Source organism: Pseudomonas sp. IT-P253 (genome assembly GCF_949768125.1).
Classification (GTDB): Bacteria; Pseudomonadota; Gammaproteobacteria; order Pseudomonadales; family Pseudomonadaceae; genus Aquipseudomonas.
Map to the genome: position 1 here is coordinate 14,658 of NZ_CATKPT010000014.1, position 15,431 is coordinate 30,088.

The window sequence follows — 15,431 nt, forward strand, 5'->3', positions numbered from 1 at the left end:
CAGTGTTTACCTGTCCCAAGCACTGCTAGACTGGGGCAATACTGGTATTGGCAAAGGTCAACCATGAGACCCTCTATCGCACTGAATCTAAAACGAGCAGCTGTCCGCGAGGTTGTCGGCCGATTTCCCACCTCCAATCCACGTGTATTCGGTTCCGCATTATTCGGCACGGATAAAGAGGGGAGTGACCTGGATTTGTTGGTGGATGCTCTCCCTGGTGCCACGCTTTTCGACCTGGGTGGGCTTCAGGTCGCGCTCGAAGATTTGCTGGGGGTCAGTGTTGATCTGCTGACGCCGGGAGATCTTCCATTGAAGTTTCGCCAGCAAGTGCTTGAGCAGGCTTGTCCCGTATGACCGATCACCGTCTCGGCGACTATCTTGACCATATGCGTCAGGCTGCTAGTGATGCGTTGGTGTTTGTCGAGGGTATGTGTAAAGAAGAGTTCCTCGACGACAAGCGCACTCAGCAAGCCGTCATCATGAGCCTCATCATTATTGGAGAGGCTGCGACCAAAATCATGGATCGCTACGCCGAGTACACCACGCAGAACACTCAGGTCCCATGGCGAAGTATGCGGGGCATGCGTAATCGCATTGCTCACGGCTACTTCGATATCAATCTGGAGGTGGTGTGGGATACGGTTCAGGCGGCGTTGCCTGAACTTCTGAAGGTGTTACCCTCCGTTCAAACCTGATTGCACCTGCTCCACAGCAGGTGCAATCAACTTCAGTTATGGCATCACCGGCGCCGTATATGTCAGCGTCGTCCCCAGCGCCCACAGCAGGAACAGCACGAGCGGCGTGTGCACCAACAGTTGCACGAACGAAAAACCGATCAAGTCCCGCGCCTTCAACCCCAGCACACCGAGCAGCGGCAACATGTAAAACGGGTTGATCAGGTTCGGCAGGGCTTCGGCGGCGTTGTAGATCTGTACGGCCCAACCCAAGTGGTACTTGAGGTCGGTGGCCACTTGCATCACATACGGCGCTTCAATGATCCATTTACCGCCGCCGGACGGGATGAAGAAACCCAGGATGGCCGAGTACACACCCATCAGCAGCGCATAGGTGTCGTGGGACGCGATGCTGACGAAGAAGCTCGAGATGTGGTGCGCCAGAGTTTGAGCGTCAGCGCCTTTGACGGTGGTCATCAGCGCAGCGATCGAGCCGTACAACGGAAACTGGATCAACACGCCAGTGGTGGTCGGCACCGCACGGGCGACGGCGTCGAGGAAGCTGCGTGGGCGCCAGTGCAGCAACGCGCCGAGCATCAGGAACAGAAAGTTGTAGGTGTTCAAGCCCGAAATGGCACTGATTGCCGGTTTGGTCGCGAACTCATGAAACAGCCAGCCCGCGGCCAGCAACACCAGCAGAATCGTCAACAGCGGGCTGTGTTCCAGCCATTCGCCGGGGCGGGTGCGCGGTTGCAGCGGCGGCAGATTGAAACTCGGGTCGATGCCACATGCTTTGGCATCACGTGCCGTATTCGGGCCGGGGGCGGTAGCGTACGCAATGATCAACGAGATGATGATCAGCGCCAGCAACATCACGCCGGACTGCCAGAGAAAAATCGTTTGGGTGAAGGGAATGAAGCCGGTGATCGACAGAATCGACGGTGGCAGACTGGCCGGGTTGGCCTGCAGTTGCGCGGCGGACGACGACAGGCCCAAGGCCCACACGGCGCCAAGGCCGAGATACGCGGCAGCGCCGGCAGCGCGGTAATCCATTTTAAGATCGGTGCGGCGGGCGAGGGCGCGCACCAGCAAACCGCCGAATACCAGCGATAAGCCCCAGTTCAGCAGCGACGCGACCATGGAAATCAGCGCCACCCAAGCCACGGCGGAGCGGCCGTTTTTCGGAATGCGCGCCAAGCGGTCAATCAACTTCACCGCCGGTGGCGAACTGGCGACCACATAGCCACCAATCACTACGAACGCCATCTGCATGGTGAACGGGATCAGGCTCCAGAACCCGTCGCCGAACGCCATGGCAGCGTCGGTGGGTTTGGCGCCCATGGCCATGGTTGCCAACGCAACGAAAATCACCGCCAGAGCGGCAAATACCCAGGAGTCGGGGAACCAGCGTTCGGCAAAACTTGAGCAGCGCAGGGCAAAGCGGGCATAGCGGCTATCTTCGATATCAGCGGCCACGGGAGTACCTCGAGTTCTTATGTTTATTGTGATCTTCAGGGCAGCAAACGCCCATTTGGACAGTTACCCACAGTAAAACAATAGGACGCTTTTTGCGGCGTTGTTTTGGGCGTCCAGGACTATGGTCTAACGGGTTGTCCGTGGGCGCGTTTGCGTAGACCATGGGCGCCTTGGTTTTTTTGCCGATGCCAGAGTTCTTTTTCATGACTGCCAACACCGATTCGCCCCCGGCGCCATTCAACCGCTCGGACTACAAAACCCTGGGGCTCGCCGCCTTAGGCGGGGCGCTGGAAATCTACGACTTCATCATTTTCGTATTTTTCGCCCTGACCCTCAGTCAGTTGTTCTTCCCACCGCAAATGCCCGAGTGGCTGCGGCTACTGCAAAGCTTCGGGATTTTTGCCACTGGCTACCTGGCGCGGCCACTGGGCGGAATTCTGATGGCGCATTTCGCCGACAGACTGGGGCGCAAGAAGGTCTTCAGCCTGAGCATCCTGATGATGGCGCTGCCGTGCCTGCTGATCGGCATCATGCCGACCTACGCGCAAATAGGTTATTTCGCGCCGCTGCTGCTGTTAGCCCTGCGAATCCTCCAGGGTGCGGCGGTCGGTGGTGAAGTGCCTAGCGCCTGGGTGTTTGTCGCCGAGCATGCACCGGTCGGCCATCGCGGTTATGCGTTGGGCTTTTTGCAAGCGGGGCTGACCTTTGGGTATTTGATCGGTGCATTGACGGCGACGTTGCTGACACTGGTGTTTACGCCTGCCGAAATACTTGATTACGCCTGGCGTTATCCGTTCCTGTTGGGCGGCGTGTTTGGCGTGATCGGCGTCTGGCTGCGTCGTTGGCTCAGCGAAACCCCGGTGTTCATGGCCATGCAGGCGCAACGCGACGCCGCTGTCGAACTGCCATTGCGCACGGTCTTGCGTGAACATCGCCTGGCAATGCTGCCAGCGATGATCCTCACTTGCGTGCTGACATCGGCAGTGGTGGTATTCGTGGTGATTACCCCGACCATGATGCAGAAAACCTTCGGCATGACCGCAGGCCACACCTTCGCACTCAGTGCCTTGGGCATCGTTTTTCTGAATATTGGCTGTGTGCTCGCCGGGTTGTTGGTCGACCGCATCGGGGCGTGGCGCACGGTAATGCTTTATAGCTTGCTGCTGCCGTTGGGTATCGGCGTGCTTTATACCTGTCTGATTATGGGCGGTCACTGGATCGGCCTAGCGTACTCGATTGCCGGCCTCAGTTGCGGGGTGGTTGGCGCGGTGCCGTCGGTGATGGTCAGCCTGTTTCCTGCGCGAATTCGCGTCTCTGGCATTTCCTTTACTTACAACATTGCCTACGCCGCATGGGCGAGTGTCACGCCGCTGTTGCTGATCGGCCTGATGCCGTGGAGTCCATGGATCTGCGTGATTTTCTGTGCAGTGATGGGGGCGGTAGGCGTGGGCAGTGCCGCGTATTTTGGCGCACGGATGCCGAGCGTCGGAAGGTGCTCAGCGGCTGGCGCGATCTGATTTAAGGCAGCGAAGTGCCTCAGGCGAAACACGCTCTTGGTAGCAGCTGGCGAAGCCTGCGTTCGGCTGCGCAGCAGTCGTGAAATCAGGCCGCGCGGTGTTTCAGGAAGACCTCACTCTCAGGTTTTACGACTGCTGCGCAGCCGAACGCAGGCTTCGCCAGCTGCTACAGATCGCGTTAGGGCTTAATTGACTGGCATTAAGCGCCTGCCCCTCATTTATTTTTGTAGGACAAACCGCAAACGCTCTTCAGAAAACATTTCCAAAGCCGATGGCTAGGCTGCATTCCGCTTTCTATCCCTGTCCATCGGTGCTCTCAATGTTCAACAAACGCTTGAAGCAAGAGTTGTCGGCTCTTCGCGAAGAACTCTCCAGCCTTCAGCAAGTGAAGGAAAGTCTGGAAAGCGAGATGCTGGTCCTGACCCTCGATCCCGATGGACGGATTCAGTCAGCCAACCAAAACTTCATCGGCGAGATGCTCTACAAAAGCAATGACCTGATCGGCCGACACATCGAAGACATCGTCCCGGCCCATGTGAAATCGGACGAGTTCCATCACCGCTTCAAGGCCTCGCTGACCCGTGGCGAGCACTTCGCCGGTGCGGTGCGTTTGTTGCGTGGTAATGGCCAGGAAGCCTGGCTGCGCTCGATTGTGCAGCCGGTGCGGTCGGCGGACGGCCGGATCAGGCAATTCGCGATTTTCTCCAGCGACCTGACCCGTACCATTGAGGCGTCCCGTGAGCACGAGAACCTGATCGGCGCGTTGGTGCGCTCGACCGCGGTGATCGAGTTCGATCTTGATGGTCAGGTGTTGACGGCCAACGACCGGTTCCTCAGCGGCATGGGGTACAGCCTGGCGCAGATCAAGGGTAAACATCACCGAACGCTCTGCGAGCCGCAGGAGTACAACAGCGCCGAGTATCAACACTTCTGGCAGCGCTTGAACGCCGGTGAGTTCGTGGCCGGCCGTTTCAAACGCGTCGACAGCCATGGCCGTACGGTCTGGCTGGAGGCGTCCTACAATCCGGTGGTCGATGCCAACAACAAGCTCTACAAAGTGGTGAAATTCGCCACGGTGATTAGCGATCAGGTCAAGCAGGAGCAGGCCGTCGCCGAAGCGGCCAACATCGCCTACAGCACCTCACAACAAACCGACAATAGTGCTCAACGTGGTAACGCCGTGGTCACACAAGCGGTGAATGTGCTGCGTGATCTTGCCAAACATATGCAAACCGCCGGCGAAGGCATCGAAGCCCTTAACGAGCAATCGCTGGTGATCGGCACCATCGTGAAAACCATCAGCGGCATTGCCGAACAAACCAACCTGCTGGCACTCAATGCGGCCATCGAAGCGGCTCGGGCTGGCGAACAGGGGCGCGGTTTTGCCGTAGTGGCGGACGAGGTCCGGCAACTGGCATCACGCACCAGCCAGGCCACCGATGAAATTGTCGGCGTCGTGCGCCAGAATCAGGAAATGGCCCGCAACGCCGTGGCCCTGATTACCGACGGCAAACTTCAGGCTGAACAGGGCCTGGCGTTGGCGGCAGAGGCCGGCACGGTGATCGTCGAAATTCAGGACGGTGCGCAGAAAGTGGTGAACGCGGTGGGGCAGTTTGCCAATCAGTTGGCGAGCTGATGCCATCCGGGCGGATATCGCTACAATCGGCTCTTTTCCAAGGAGCAGCCATCCATGAGCGTTTCCCATCGTCGTCCGGTTCCGTTGTCCAAGGCTTATCGCCTGCTCAATCACGGGCCGACCGTGCTGGTCAGCGCAGCTCACGATGGCCTGCGCAATATCATGGCCGCCGCCTGGGCCATGCCGCTGGACTTCGAACCACCGAAAATTGCCGTGGTGCTGGATAAGTCCACCTGGACCCGGCGGCTGCTGGAAGGCTCCGGTACGTTCGTGCTGAACATACCCTGTGCGGCCCAGGCCGATATCGTGCAAACAGTCGGTTCGACATCCGGCCTTGAATTGACTCAGGGCCAAGGTCGGGACAAGTTCCAGGTCTATGGCTTGCAAACCTTCAGTGGCGAGTTGATCGATGCACCGATGCTCGAAGGCTGCGTCGCCTGGCTGGAATGCCGGCTGCTGCCGGAGCCGGGCAATCACCAGCAGTACGATCTGTTCCTGGCCGAAGTGATTGCCGCTCAGGCAGACGAACGCGTATTCAGCGAAGGCCGCTGGCACTTCGAAGGGCAAGACGCATTGCGTACCTTGCACCACGTGGCTGGCGGGCATTTCTTGAAGATCGGCGATCCTGTGGACGGCAAAACCTTGCAGGTGTAAGCCGGCTGCTGTTCACACCCACACGTCATTCTGCGCGGTGCGGTCGCCACCTTCGCTGCCAGTGTTCAAGACCCCCTTGGGTTCGATCAGCAGCAGTTTTACCTCCTGCCCGGCGAACGGTTTGTGCTCGACGCCCTTCGGCACCACATACATTTCGCCCGCGTTCACCAACACATGGCCATCGCGAAAGTCGATGCGCAACTGGCCTTCCAGAACGATGAACGCTTCGTCGGTATCGAGATGGTCGTGCCAGATGAAATCCCCCAGCAGCTTCACCACCTTGAACTGGTAGTCGTTCATTTCAGCAATGACCCGAGGTGACCAGTACGTAGCGATCCTGGAGATTTTTTCAGCGAAGTTCAGGCTGTCGTAAGTTTGCATGATGCGGCGCTCGTGGTTGATCGTGAAACCACGATAGCCCGAGCATCGGTGCGCTTCTTGTACGATTGTGTGTGGCTCAACGACGGAGCATTTTCATCCAGCGGGCCGGCGACAGTCCGTAGGTTTTGCTGAATTGCCGGGTCATGTGGCTCTGATCGGTGAAGCCGGCGATCAGCGCGGCGCTGGCCAGTGTCTGGCCCTGAATCAGCAGTGAGCGGACCAGGTCCAGGCGGCGCATCGTCAAGTAGCGATACGGACTGGTGCCGAATAACAGGCGAAAATCCCGCGACAGACTCCAGCGATCCCGACCGCTGTGCTGCGCCAGCTCTTCCAGTGTCACGGTGCGATCCAGAGCGCTGTGTATGAACTCCCGCGCGCGCTCTGCTGCCACATAGTCGAAGCTCGGGCGGGTGACCGATACTGCGCAAGCATTGCTCAAGGCTTGTGCCAGATCGAACAGCGCGTCCTGCTCTTCCAGTGGATCAAGGGGGCAATCGAGGCTTCGCAACAGCACGGCGGTGGCGGCAAACAGTCGAGGGTCGGTCGACAGGCCGTTTTGGATAAACGGCAGCGGCTGACCGCCGAGCATCTGCTGGATCAGCGCCGGCTGGATGTACATCATTCGGTATTTGAAACCGGCCTCCGTGCCGGCCTCACCGTCGTGGACTTCGTCCGGGTGCAGCACCATCGTCCCGCCCGGCAGGCTGTGGCGCCAGCCGCCGCGATACTGAAAACTCTGCACGCCGGCCAGGGTAAGACCGATGGCATAGGTGTCGTGACGGTGAAGGTTGTAGCCGTGACCTGCAAAAAACGCTTCGAAACGCTGAAGCCCGCCAACGTCTGGCGCGCGGTGGAACCAGTCGATGGGACGTGTTTGCTGGGTCATGGACGTCGCTGTCTTGAGCTCGATGCAGGTTACGTTACCCCAGAGCTCCGCCACCTGTCTGCTGCCGATCCAACCATCCGATTGGTAGAAAATTACGGGCTAATGTTGCAAGGTGCTGCCTATTCTTTTTAACCATGGAGACGCCGGTGTGAGCAAACTGCGGGTAGGGATTATTTTTGGTGGCCGTTCGGCTGAGCACGAAGTGTCTTTGCAGTCGGCGAAGAATATCGTCGATGCACTGGATCGCTCGCGCTTCGATCCGGTGTTGATCGGTATCGACAAACAAGGTCACTGGCACCTCAACGACCCGTCGAACTTCCTGCTCAATCAGGAAAACCCCGCACTGATCGCCCTGAATCAATCCAACCGTGAACTGGCCGTCGTACCGGGCAAGGCCAGTCAGCAATTGGTAGAAACGTCCAGTCAGGAACTGCTGGGGCACGTCGATGTGATCTTTCCGATTGTCCACGGCACCCTGGGTGAGGACGGTTGCCTGCAAGGTTTGCTGCGCATGGCCGCTCTGCCGTTTGTCGGCTCTGATGTACTGGGCTCGGCCGTTTGCATGGACAAGGACATCAGTAAACGCTTGCTGCGTGACGCCGGGTTGGCGGTCACGCCATTCGTAACGTTGACCCGCGCCACGGCCGCGCGCACCTCATTCACTGAGGTGCAAGGCAAGCTCGGTCTGCCGCTGTTCGTCAAACCGGCGAACCAGGGTTCTTCCGTGGGCGTGAGCAAGGTGACTGACGAGGCCGGATACGCGGCAGCTGTCGAACTGGCCCTGGGTTTCGATGAGAAAGTGCTGGTGGAGTCCGCCGTCAGCGGTCGCGAAATCGAATGCGCGGTGCTGGGCAATGAAGACGCGATCGCCAGCGGATGTGGCGAGATCGTGGTGCACAGCGGGTTCTATTCCTACGACAGTAAATACATCGACGATCAGGCGGCAGAAGTTGTGGTGCCGGCTAACATCAGCGTCGACGCGAGCGAACGCATTCGCGCGATGGCCGTCGAAGCGTTTCACATTCTGGGCTGTTCCGGGCTGGCGCGGGTCGATGTGTTCCTGACCGACAGCGGCGAAGTGCTGATCAACGAAATCAATTCGTTGCCAGGCTTCACCCGCATCAGTATGTACCCCAAGCTGTGGCAGGCCGCCGGCATGAGTTACAGCGAGCTGGTCAGCCGTTTGATCGACCTGGCGCTGGAGAAGCACAAGGCACGGCAGGCGCTGAAGATCTCTCGGTAGGTTCTATCGAAAGTAATTATTCGAGGCGATAACGTATGAAAGGCAGCCAGGCGTGAGCGCGACGGCGGTGATCAAGGCGTCGCATATCATTTTGGGTGTGCCGGCTTGATTTCAGGCGTTGGCTTACATCTGGTCAAGCCTGCTTCACGGGCTTGATCAGACTTTCTGCGGGTATCCCGAATAAATCATGAAGCTTCCAAATCATCGGGAGTGTCAGTGCGCGCTTGCCATTGAGCACTTCGTAGACCCGGTTTGTACGTCCAATAGCGGGGGCCAGGTCAGCAGCAGACAAGCCGGACTGCTCCATACGAAACTTTATCGCGTCAATCGGATTGGGCAGATCCACTGGAAACTGCTTCGATTCATAGGCTTCGATAAGCGTGATCATGATGTCGAAGTGATCACCTTCAGGGGTGCCAGGCTCTGGTTCGTTGTCGAACAGTGCTGACACACTCTTGAGGGCTGCACGGTAGTCGTCGTCGGTGTGAATCGGACGAATGTTCATGGGTTACTCCATCTCGACGGTATCAGCGTCGATAGCGTCGTACTGCTCGTGAGTGCCGACAAATTTTATGTATACGGCGCCGAAGCGATACGCCACAGCGACTACCAACCGAAAGTCATTTCCTTTGATGTTGAACACGACTCTGCGGCTTTTGAGAATACTGGCGCTAGCAAAGCGCGCCTTTATGTCCGCTGGCATTTTCCACTCAGCATTTCTAGCCTCGTCCATCCAGACCAGAAAGGACTGTTCCGAATCGGGGTATTTCTCCCAAAACCTTTTCAGCTGACTGATAGCGATGATTCTCATTGAACGATCCTAGTCCCGTGGTGGGACTGATGCAAGTCTGTGAAGGCGTATCCGATGTACGGGGGCGTGAGTTCGACGTCCGTATCAAGTGTTGCCAATTGCGATTGCTGATTTGATGAGCTGGGGCTGACTCGGAATTGGGAAACTGATCTCTGAACTCTATCCGGGAAGCAGTCATTTGCGGGTAGGAAAAAGCTGCGCGACCGGGCCGATCAGGATTTATTTTCATAAAAAAAGGCCTACCTCCCGGTAAGCCCTTTCCACTGCGCGTAAGACTCAATCCCCCAACGCTTCCCCCTCACGCCGCGGGTCAGCCCCGCCCGCCAACGACGCTTTCCCTTGGGCATCCTTGACCCGAACAATCGCCTGGGTGCCGCTGGTCATGTCGATCTCGTCCACGCTGTGCCCTTTGCCCTTCAGCGCCTGAATCAGTGCCGGGCTGAACTGCCCTTGCTCCAGCTCGGTCGGGCCGTTACGACTGCCGAAGTTGGGCAGGCGGATAGCGGTTTGCGGGTCGAGGTTCCAGTCGAGCAGGCCAATGGTGGATTTGGCGACGTATTCGATGATCTGCGAGCCACCCGGCGAGCCGAGGGTGGCGAGGAATTCGCCGCTCTGGCGGTCGAAGATCAGGGTGGGGGCCATGGACGAGCGTGGGCGTTTGCCGGGTTCTACGCGGTTGGCGACCTTTTGCCCGTTTTCTTCGGGAATGAACGAAAAGTCGGTCATCTGGTTGTTGAGCACAAAGCCCTGGACCATCAAGTGCGAGCCGAACGCGGATTCGATGGTGGTGGTCATGGACACGGCACCGCCCTGGTCATCGACCGCCACCACTTGTGAGGTAGATATCCGCAGGGGGGAGCGATCCGGCGCGTAAGCCACCTGAATGCCCGGCGGGGTGCCCGGTTTGGCGATGCCCATGCTGCGGTCGCCGATCAGCCCTGAGCGGCTCGCCAGATACGTCGGGTCCACCAGTCCTTTGACGGGGACGGGCACGAAGTCCGTGTCGGCCACGTACTGTGCGCGATCGGCGTAGGCCAGGCGCTCGGCTTCGCAGATCAGGTGTACGGCCTCAGGGGGCGGTTCGATGCCTGCTGGCGTGTCAGTCTTGACCGGTTTGAGCGGTGCCAGGGCAAAGCGTTTGTCGCGAGTCTCCAACGCTTCCAGCGTGCCGAGGATCTGCGCCACGGCGATCCCGCCTGATGACGGGGGCGGCATGCCGCACACCTGCCAGCGTTTGTAGTCGGTGCACAACGGCGCGCGCTCCTTGGCGCTGTAACCTTTGAGGTCGTTCAGCGACAGGCTGCCGGCGTTGGCGTGGCTCGTCACCTTGGTGACGATCTCTTGGGCGATGGGGCCTTGGTAAAACGCATCAGGCCCTTCGATGGCGATGCGTTTCAGGACCGCGGCCAGTGCCGGGTTTTTCAGTAGCGTGCCGACGGCTTTCGGGCTGCCATTCGCCTCAAGGAAATACGCCATCATGTCTGGCGAGCGTCGCATGGACGAGTCCGAGGCGATCAACTGGTGAAGGCGTGGCGAGATGGCGAAGCCTTCTTCCGCCAGTTTGATGGCCGGTTCGAACAGCTTCGCCCATGGCAGCCGACCGTGTTTCTGATGGGCCAGCTCAAGCGCTCGCAACACGCCCGGTGTCCCCACCGAGCGGCCACCAATCTGCGCCTGGGTGAATGGCATCGGTTTGCCGTCGGCCTGCAGGAACAGCTTCTCGGTGGCACCGGCCGGTGCGGTTTCACGGCCATCGTAAGTACGCACCTGCTTGCCATCCCACAGCACGATCAACGCACCACCCCCAATGCCGGAGGATTGCGGCTCGACCAGGGTCAACACCGCTTGCATCGCAATCGCGGCATCAATCGCTGAGCCGCCCAGACGCAGCATTTCTCGCCCGGCCTCGGCTGCCAAAGGATTAGCCGCTGCCGCCATGTGTTTCGTAGCGTGCTGCGTGACCAGGTCGGTGCGGTAACCCGAGGCGATTTCCGGCGCGACCGGCAACGTCGAAGAGGGCGCAACATTGCAGGCTGCAAGGGTCAATGCGGTGGCGATCAGCGAAAGCGCTGACAGGCGATAGCGGCTCAAATGGAAGGCTGAGAACACGCGGGGTACTCCGTCCGTGGGAAAAGATCCATGGACTTTATCGGCCGACAGGAAGTGACGCAAACCAAGGCCTAAAGTAAAGAGGCACCGGTCCTTCATCAGTCGACGGATTTTCTGTAGGGTCGAGGGCAACAGATTGGCCAGAAGATCAACAAGAGGCAGACATGCAGACCGAGTTTCCCACCCAGCCCAGCTACCGCACTCAGCGCGAACAATTTCTGGCAGCCGCCACGGCGGCCGGCGCAACGCTCACCGAGTACCCGCATCCACTTAAAGGGCCATTCGGTGACCCCTTGAGCACCGATGTCGCAGTACTTGGCGATCCAGCCGCCAAGCGCCTGCTGATTGCGCTCAGCGGCACCCACGGGGTCGAAGGCTTCTATGGTTCGGGCTGCCAGATCAAGTGGCTGCAGGAATTGGGCAAGCGTTCGCTGCCGGTGGATGTCGCCGTGGTGATGATCCACCTGATCAATCCCTGGGGGACGGCGTGGCTGCGACGGGTCAATGAAGACAACATCGACCTGAACCGCAACCACCTGAACTTCGAGGGGCCGCTGCCGGACAATCAGGCCTATGCCGCGCTGCACGAAATCTATGCCTGCACGGAGTTGAAAGGGCCTGAGCGAGAGCATGCCGATGCCTTGCTCGACGAGCAAATCCGCGAGCACGGCTGGCCGGCGGTGATGTCGATTGTCGAGGGTGGCCAGCACCGCCATCCCGATGGACTATTTTACGGCGGGCTGGCGCCGAGCTGGTCGAACCGCACATTGCATCAGATCATTCAAAAGCATGTTGCCCATGCCGAAGTGGCCATGTGTTTCGACTTGCACACCGGCGCCGGGGAGTACGGTCACCCGATGTTGCTGACCATTACCGAGTCGGCGTATCCAGCGCTTGTGGATGCGCAGGCCATCTATGGTCCTTGGCTCTATACCTTGCACACGGGCGCCGACACGCTGAGCGAAACCGGCGTCGCGGCTACCGCCACCGGCTATACCTCACAGGCATTGATCAATGCGTTACCGAACGTGCGCCTGATGCCGTTCGTGATCGAGTGTGGGACTTATCCGGGGCCGGACGTCCATCGTCATCTGCGCGACGATCACTGGCTGCACCTGCACGGCAATCCGAGTGATGCAGTGGGGCGCGAGATCAAACTGAATCTGGTTGAGCAGTTCTATCCCGCCGACAGCGACTGGCAGGCGATGGTCTGGCTGCGTACGTGGCAGATATGGGAGCGGGCACTGTCGGCCTTGCCTACGCTTCATTCCTGACGCGGGCTCTTATTGCCCGAATGCATGCGGTTCAAGTCTTCTTGCAACCGCAGCATGTTTTATTCGTCAAAGCGGATGAAGCCGCTGTGAAAACAAAGCAGGCGTCAATGTACCGCCCTGTGACTCAGGGTACTTTTCTCCAGGCATAAAAAAACGGCCTACCTTTCGGTAAGCCGTTTTTAGTACTTGGTGGCTACACAGGGACTTGAACCCCGGACCCCAGCATTATGAATGCTATGCTCTAACCAACTGAGCTATGTAGCCAAGTGGCGCGCATTATTCACCGGTAATGCAGATGCGTCAAGCGTAAATATAAAATATTTCTCTACGCTTTCAACCGCTTATCCACCTGACCCGAAAAAACGGGCCAGGGGAGGGCGTTAACCGAGCTGAAATCTCCCGGTATTGGCACTCAAGGCCTTGCTGCCCTGGCTCAAGGTGTCCGCCGCCAGGTTCACCGCCCGTGCGCCTTCGAGCAAGCGTACCGCCGCCTGATCGACTTGCTGGATATTGCCGCTGACTTCATCGGCGGTGGTCGCTTGCTCGTCGACCGCGGTGGCGATTTGCGCCAGGGTATCGGTGACGCTCTGCACGGCGCTGGCAATTTCCCCCAATCGTTCGCCGAGGCCCGTGACCGCCTGTGCGTCAGATTGTGCCTGGCCGCAGGCTGCCTCCATCAGGCTGACCGCTTCATTGACCGTGTTGCGCAGGCTGTCGACGGTGCCGGCAATCTGCGCAGTGGAGGACTGGGTGCGCTTGGACAGGCTACGCACTTCATCGGCCACCACGGCAAACCCCCGACCTTGCTCGCCGGCTCGGGCCGCTTCGATGGCGGCGTTGAGCGCGAGCAGGTTGGTTTGTTCGGCGACGCCGCGAATGGTGTCCACCACCAATTGAATTTGCTGCCCTTGTTCACTGACTCGGCCCAGTGCCGCAGCCGTGTCGTTCAAGCGCTGATTGAGCTGTTGGATACTGGCGGTCGTGCGCTGGCTGTCGCGGCTGCTGTCGGCGGCGATACGCTGGGTGTGCTGCGCGCTGCCGGAGGCCTGCTCGCAACTCTGGGCGACCCCTTGAGAGGTCGCGGCCAATTGCGTCGCCGCAGCGGCGATCTGACTGATCTGCAACTGTTGAGCTTCGACTTCACCCAATGCACCGCTGGAATGATGATTGAGGGTGCGCACTGCATTGCTCAGCTGCAAGGTTTCATGATCGACCCCTAGCAGGCTGTTGCGCAGTTGCACCACCGCGACGTTGAGGGCGGTGCTGATGGCGGCCAGTTCGTCGCGGCCCTGCACCGGTACTTGCAGGCTCAGATTGCCGTCGCGCAAGGCTTCAGCCAGCAGGGTGATGCCGCTGGCGCTGCGACGGATCGAGGCCTGCAAGCAGATGAACAGGTACAACGCGGCCAGTAACAGGCAACCCAGAATCGTCGCTACCACGATGAACTGGCGGATGGCCGAACGGTGGTAGTAATCCAGGCGCTGATCCAGCGAAACCAACGACTGCTGGCGTAACGAGGCGAGGTCGGTGAGCAAGGTGTCCAGGCTGCGTTCGAACTCCTCGGGCTTGAGCTTGATGCTGCCGCCGAATACACCGTCATCGAGCACTTGCAGCTCGGCGTCCAGGTGCTTGAGGCTGTCATGGTATTGCCCGGCCCAGGCTTGCAAGGCGGTGGGCAAGCGGGCTTCCAGCAGACTGGCGGTTTTCACCAGTTGCTCTCGGGCGTCGCCGATGCGGCTGCGCAAGTCTCGCAGTTGCAGACGGCTTTGCAGGGTGAACTGTCCGGACACCACCGACGCCTGGCCAACGCTGGCGAGGCGACCGACCCGTTCGATCAGGTCCGGCGCGTGCTGTGTGGAGATCTGCGTCAGCAGGTAGGTTTCCAGCCACGGTGCCAGCGTCAGGCGATTGTCCATGGCGATCTGTTCGCGCAAGGCTTGCAGGGCGCTCAAGGCATTGGTGAAACGATCATAGCCGTCCGGCCACCAGCCGACGCTGCTCAGGCTTTTCGAGTCCAGGCCGCTGAGCGCGGCTTGCAGGGCTTGGTAACGGGCCAGGGTTTCACCCTCGGCGCCTTCGGTTTTCAACGCGTTGCCGAGGTCCGAGGTGGCTTGCGCGACGGCTGGCTGAGCCGCATCAAACGCAGCCATCGCCGCGAGCGTGGCAGGCGTCGGCTGGCGATTGGTTTCGGTGGCGCGCCAGCGAGCCGCGCGGTCGCGCTGGGCGGCGAGCAGGTTATCGAGCGCATCGAGGGCGAGCAATTGATGAACCCCGGCACGTTCGCCGGAGATCAGCGTCAGTTTCTCGCGATAGTCCTGACCAATCATCCACAGACTGCCTGCCAGGGGCAGAATAAACAGCAGAAACAACAGCTGGAATTTGCGTGCGAAACCGAAACGCCCCAGCAGCCCGATCCCCGGTGATAAAAAAGCCTGCATGCCCCATGACTCCCCTGGACACCACGCACCATTGGCGTGCGCCGAGGCCATTGCGACCACGACTTGTGCCCTCTTAAAAGGCCTCGAAAGTTCACCTTCGCCAGCTCTGTAGGCCGACTCTGTGGCGAAACTTCCCATTCTCGGTCCCCTTTGTAAGGGGCCCGCGTTGAAGCAGAGAAGCAAGGCAAGATTCAGACCATGGCTTTGCGCTATCACCTGCTCAGCGATAAACGTCGAGGTCGTTAGCAGGCTAAGGGGATGGCGCTGCTGCACTGAAAAATGGCACATTGACGCACCTGCCAGTGCGCACCCATCCGCTGTATGGAAATTCC

At 59.4% G+C, this 15,431-nt stretch carries 13 protein-coding genes, 1 tRNA gene and 3 pseudogenes; 9 read left to right on the forward strand and 8 right to left on the reverse strand.

Going from position 1 to position 15,431, the window contains the following annotated elements; all coding sequences use genetic code 11:
* Positions 1 to 63 precede the first annotated feature (63 nt).
* Together ACM6IR_RS09590 and ACM6IR_RS09595 are read left to right on the forward strand one after the other, a co-directional pair.
* Positions 64 to 354: a nucleotidyltransferase family protein gene (locus tag ACM6IR_RS09590; protein ID WP_414907501.1), complete on the forward strand. Its 291-nt coding sequence runs from the start codon at positions 64 to 66 to the stop codon at positions 352 to 354.
* The gene (locus ACM6IR_RS09595; protein ID WP_414907502.1) at positions 351 to 695 is read left to right on the forward strand and encodes a DUF86 domain-containing protein; all 345 of its coding nucleotides are present in this window, start codon (positions 351 to 353) and stop codon (positions 693 to 695) included. The genes ACM6IR_RS09590 and ACM6IR_RS09595 overlap by 4 nt, the downstream gene beginning before the upstream one ends.
* Before the next feature lie 36 nt (positions 696 to 731).
* Here ACM6IR_RS09595 and ACM6IR_RS09600 read toward each other — a convergent pair whose 3' ends face one another.
* On the reverse strand, positions 732 to 2,150 hold the full coding sequence (locus tag ACM6IR_RS09600) for a short-chain fatty acid transporter (RefSeq protein WP_414907503.1): 1,419 nt from the start codon (positions 2,148 to 2,150) through the stop codon (positions 732 to 734).
* 203 nt (positions 2,151 to 2,353) lie between these two features.
* Here ACM6IR_RS09600 and ACM6IR_RS09605 point away from each other — a divergent pair, with 203 nt between their 5' ends.
* The 4 genes and pseudogenes from ACM6IR_RS09605 (at position 2,354) to ACM6IR_RS09620 (ending at position 5,957) form a co-directional block, all read left to right on the forward strand.
* Positions 2,354 to 3,667, forward strand: a complete 1,314-nt coding sequence (locus tag ACM6IR_RS09605; protein ID WP_414907504.1) for an MFS transporter — start codon at positions 2,354 to 2,356, stop codon at positions 3,665 to 3,667.
* A gap of 409 nt (positions 3,668 to 4,076) precedes the next feature.
* A pseudogene (locus ACM6IR_RS09610) lies at positions 4,077 to 4,763 on the forward strand (PAS domain-containing protein); the annotation flags it as partial.
* Between the two features lie 102 nt (positions 4,764 to 4,865).
* Positions 4,866 to 5,303: pseudogene (locus ACM6IR_RS09615) on the forward strand (methyl-accepting chemotaxis protein); the annotation flags it as partial.
* A gap of 54 nt (positions 5,304 to 5,357) precedes the next feature.
* Positions 5,358 to 5,957: a flavin reductase family protein gene (locus ACM6IR_RS09620; RefSeq protein ID WP_414907505.1), complete on the forward strand. Its 600-nt coding sequence runs from the start codon at positions 5,358 to 5,360 to the stop codon at positions 5,955 to 5,957.
* Positions 5,958 to 5,969: 12 nt separating this feature from the next.
* On the opposite strand, the gene ACM6IR_RS09625 is transcribed toward ACM6IR_RS09620, so the two are convergent.
* Positions 5,970 to 6,338 carry a cupin domain-containing protein gene (locus tag ACM6IR_RS09625; protein WP_414907506.1) on the reverse strand — a complete coding sequence of 123 codons (369 nt, stop codon included), beginning with the start codon at positions 6,336 to 6,338 and terminating at the stop codon, positions 5,970 to 5,972.
* 76 nt (positions 6,339 to 6,414) lie between these two features.
* Positions 6,415 to 7,224, reverse strand: coding sequence for an AraC family transcriptional regulator (locus ACM6IR_RS09630; protein WP_414907507.1), 810 nt, complete (start codon positions 7,222 to 7,224; stop codon positions 6,415 to 6,417).
* A 148-nt stretch (positions 7,225 to 7,372) separates the two neighbouring features.
* Here ACM6IR_RS09630 and ddlA point away from each other — a divergent pair, with 148 nt between their 5' ends.
* The gene (gene ddlA / locus ACM6IR_RS09635) at positions 7,373 to 8,467 is read left to right on the forward strand and encodes a D-alanine--D-alanine ligase (protein WP_414907508.1); all 1,095 of its coding nucleotides are present in this window, start codon (positions 7,373 to 7,375) and stop codon (positions 8,465 to 8,467) included.
* Positions 8,468 to 8,510: 43 nt separating this feature from the next.
* Positions 8,511 to 8,576 (forward strand): annotated as a pseudogene (locus tag ACM6IR_RS09640) (transporter); the annotation flags it as partial.
* Positions 8,577 to 8,600: 24 nt separating this feature from the next.
* Here the strand turns inward: ACM6IR_RS09640 and ACM6IR_RS09645 are convergent.
* From ACM6IR_RS09645 to ggt, 3 genes are all read right to left on the reverse strand, one after another.
* The gene (locus ACM6IR_RS09645) at positions 8,601 to 8,972 is read right to left on the reverse strand and encodes a helix-turn-helix domain-containing protein (RefSeq protein ID WP_414907509.1); all 372 of its coding nucleotides are present in this window, start codon (positions 8,970 to 8,972) and stop codon (positions 8,601 to 8,603) included.
* 3 nt (positions 8,973 to 8,975) lie between these two features.
* A complete protein-coding gene (locus ACM6IR_RS09650; RefSeq protein ID WP_414907510.1) occupies positions 8,976 to 9,278 on the reverse strand; it encodes a type II toxin-antitoxin system HigB family toxin in 303 nt (100 codons plus the stop codon).
* A 276-nt stretch (positions 9,279 to 9,554) separates the two neighbouring features.
* Positions 9,555 to 11,387, reverse strand: a complete 1,833-nt coding sequence (gene ggt, locus ACM6IR_RS09655; protein WP_414907511.1) for a gamma-glutamyltransferase — start codon at positions 11,385 to 11,387, stop codon at positions 9,555 to 9,557.
* 164 nt (positions 11,388 to 11,551) lie between these two features.
* Between ggt and ACM6IR_RS09660 the strand changes: the two genes are divergently transcribed.
* Positions 11,552 to 12,661 (forward strand): DUF2817 domain-containing protein, encoded by a 1,110-nt coding sequence (locus ACM6IR_RS09660; RefSeq protein WP_414907512.1) that lies wholly within the window; start codon positions 11,552 to 11,554, stop codon positions 12,659 to 12,661.
* 187 nt (positions 12,662 to 12,848) lie between these two features.
* Here the strand turns inward: ACM6IR_RS09660 and ACM6IR_RS09665 are convergent.
* Together ACM6IR_RS09665 and ACM6IR_RS09670 are read right to left on the reverse strand one after the other, a co-directional pair.
* Positions 12,849 to 12,925: transfer RNA gene (locus ACM6IR_RS09665), tRNA-Met, on the reverse strand.
* A gap of 116 nt (positions 12,926 to 13,041) precedes the next feature.
* Positions 13,042 to 15,387, reverse strand: coding sequence for a methyl-accepting chemotaxis protein (locus tag ACM6IR_RS09670; RefSeq protein WP_414907513.1), 2,346 nt, complete (start codon positions 15,385 to 15,387; stop codon positions 13,042 to 13,044).
* Positions 15,388 to 15,431: the final 44 nt, after the last annotated feature.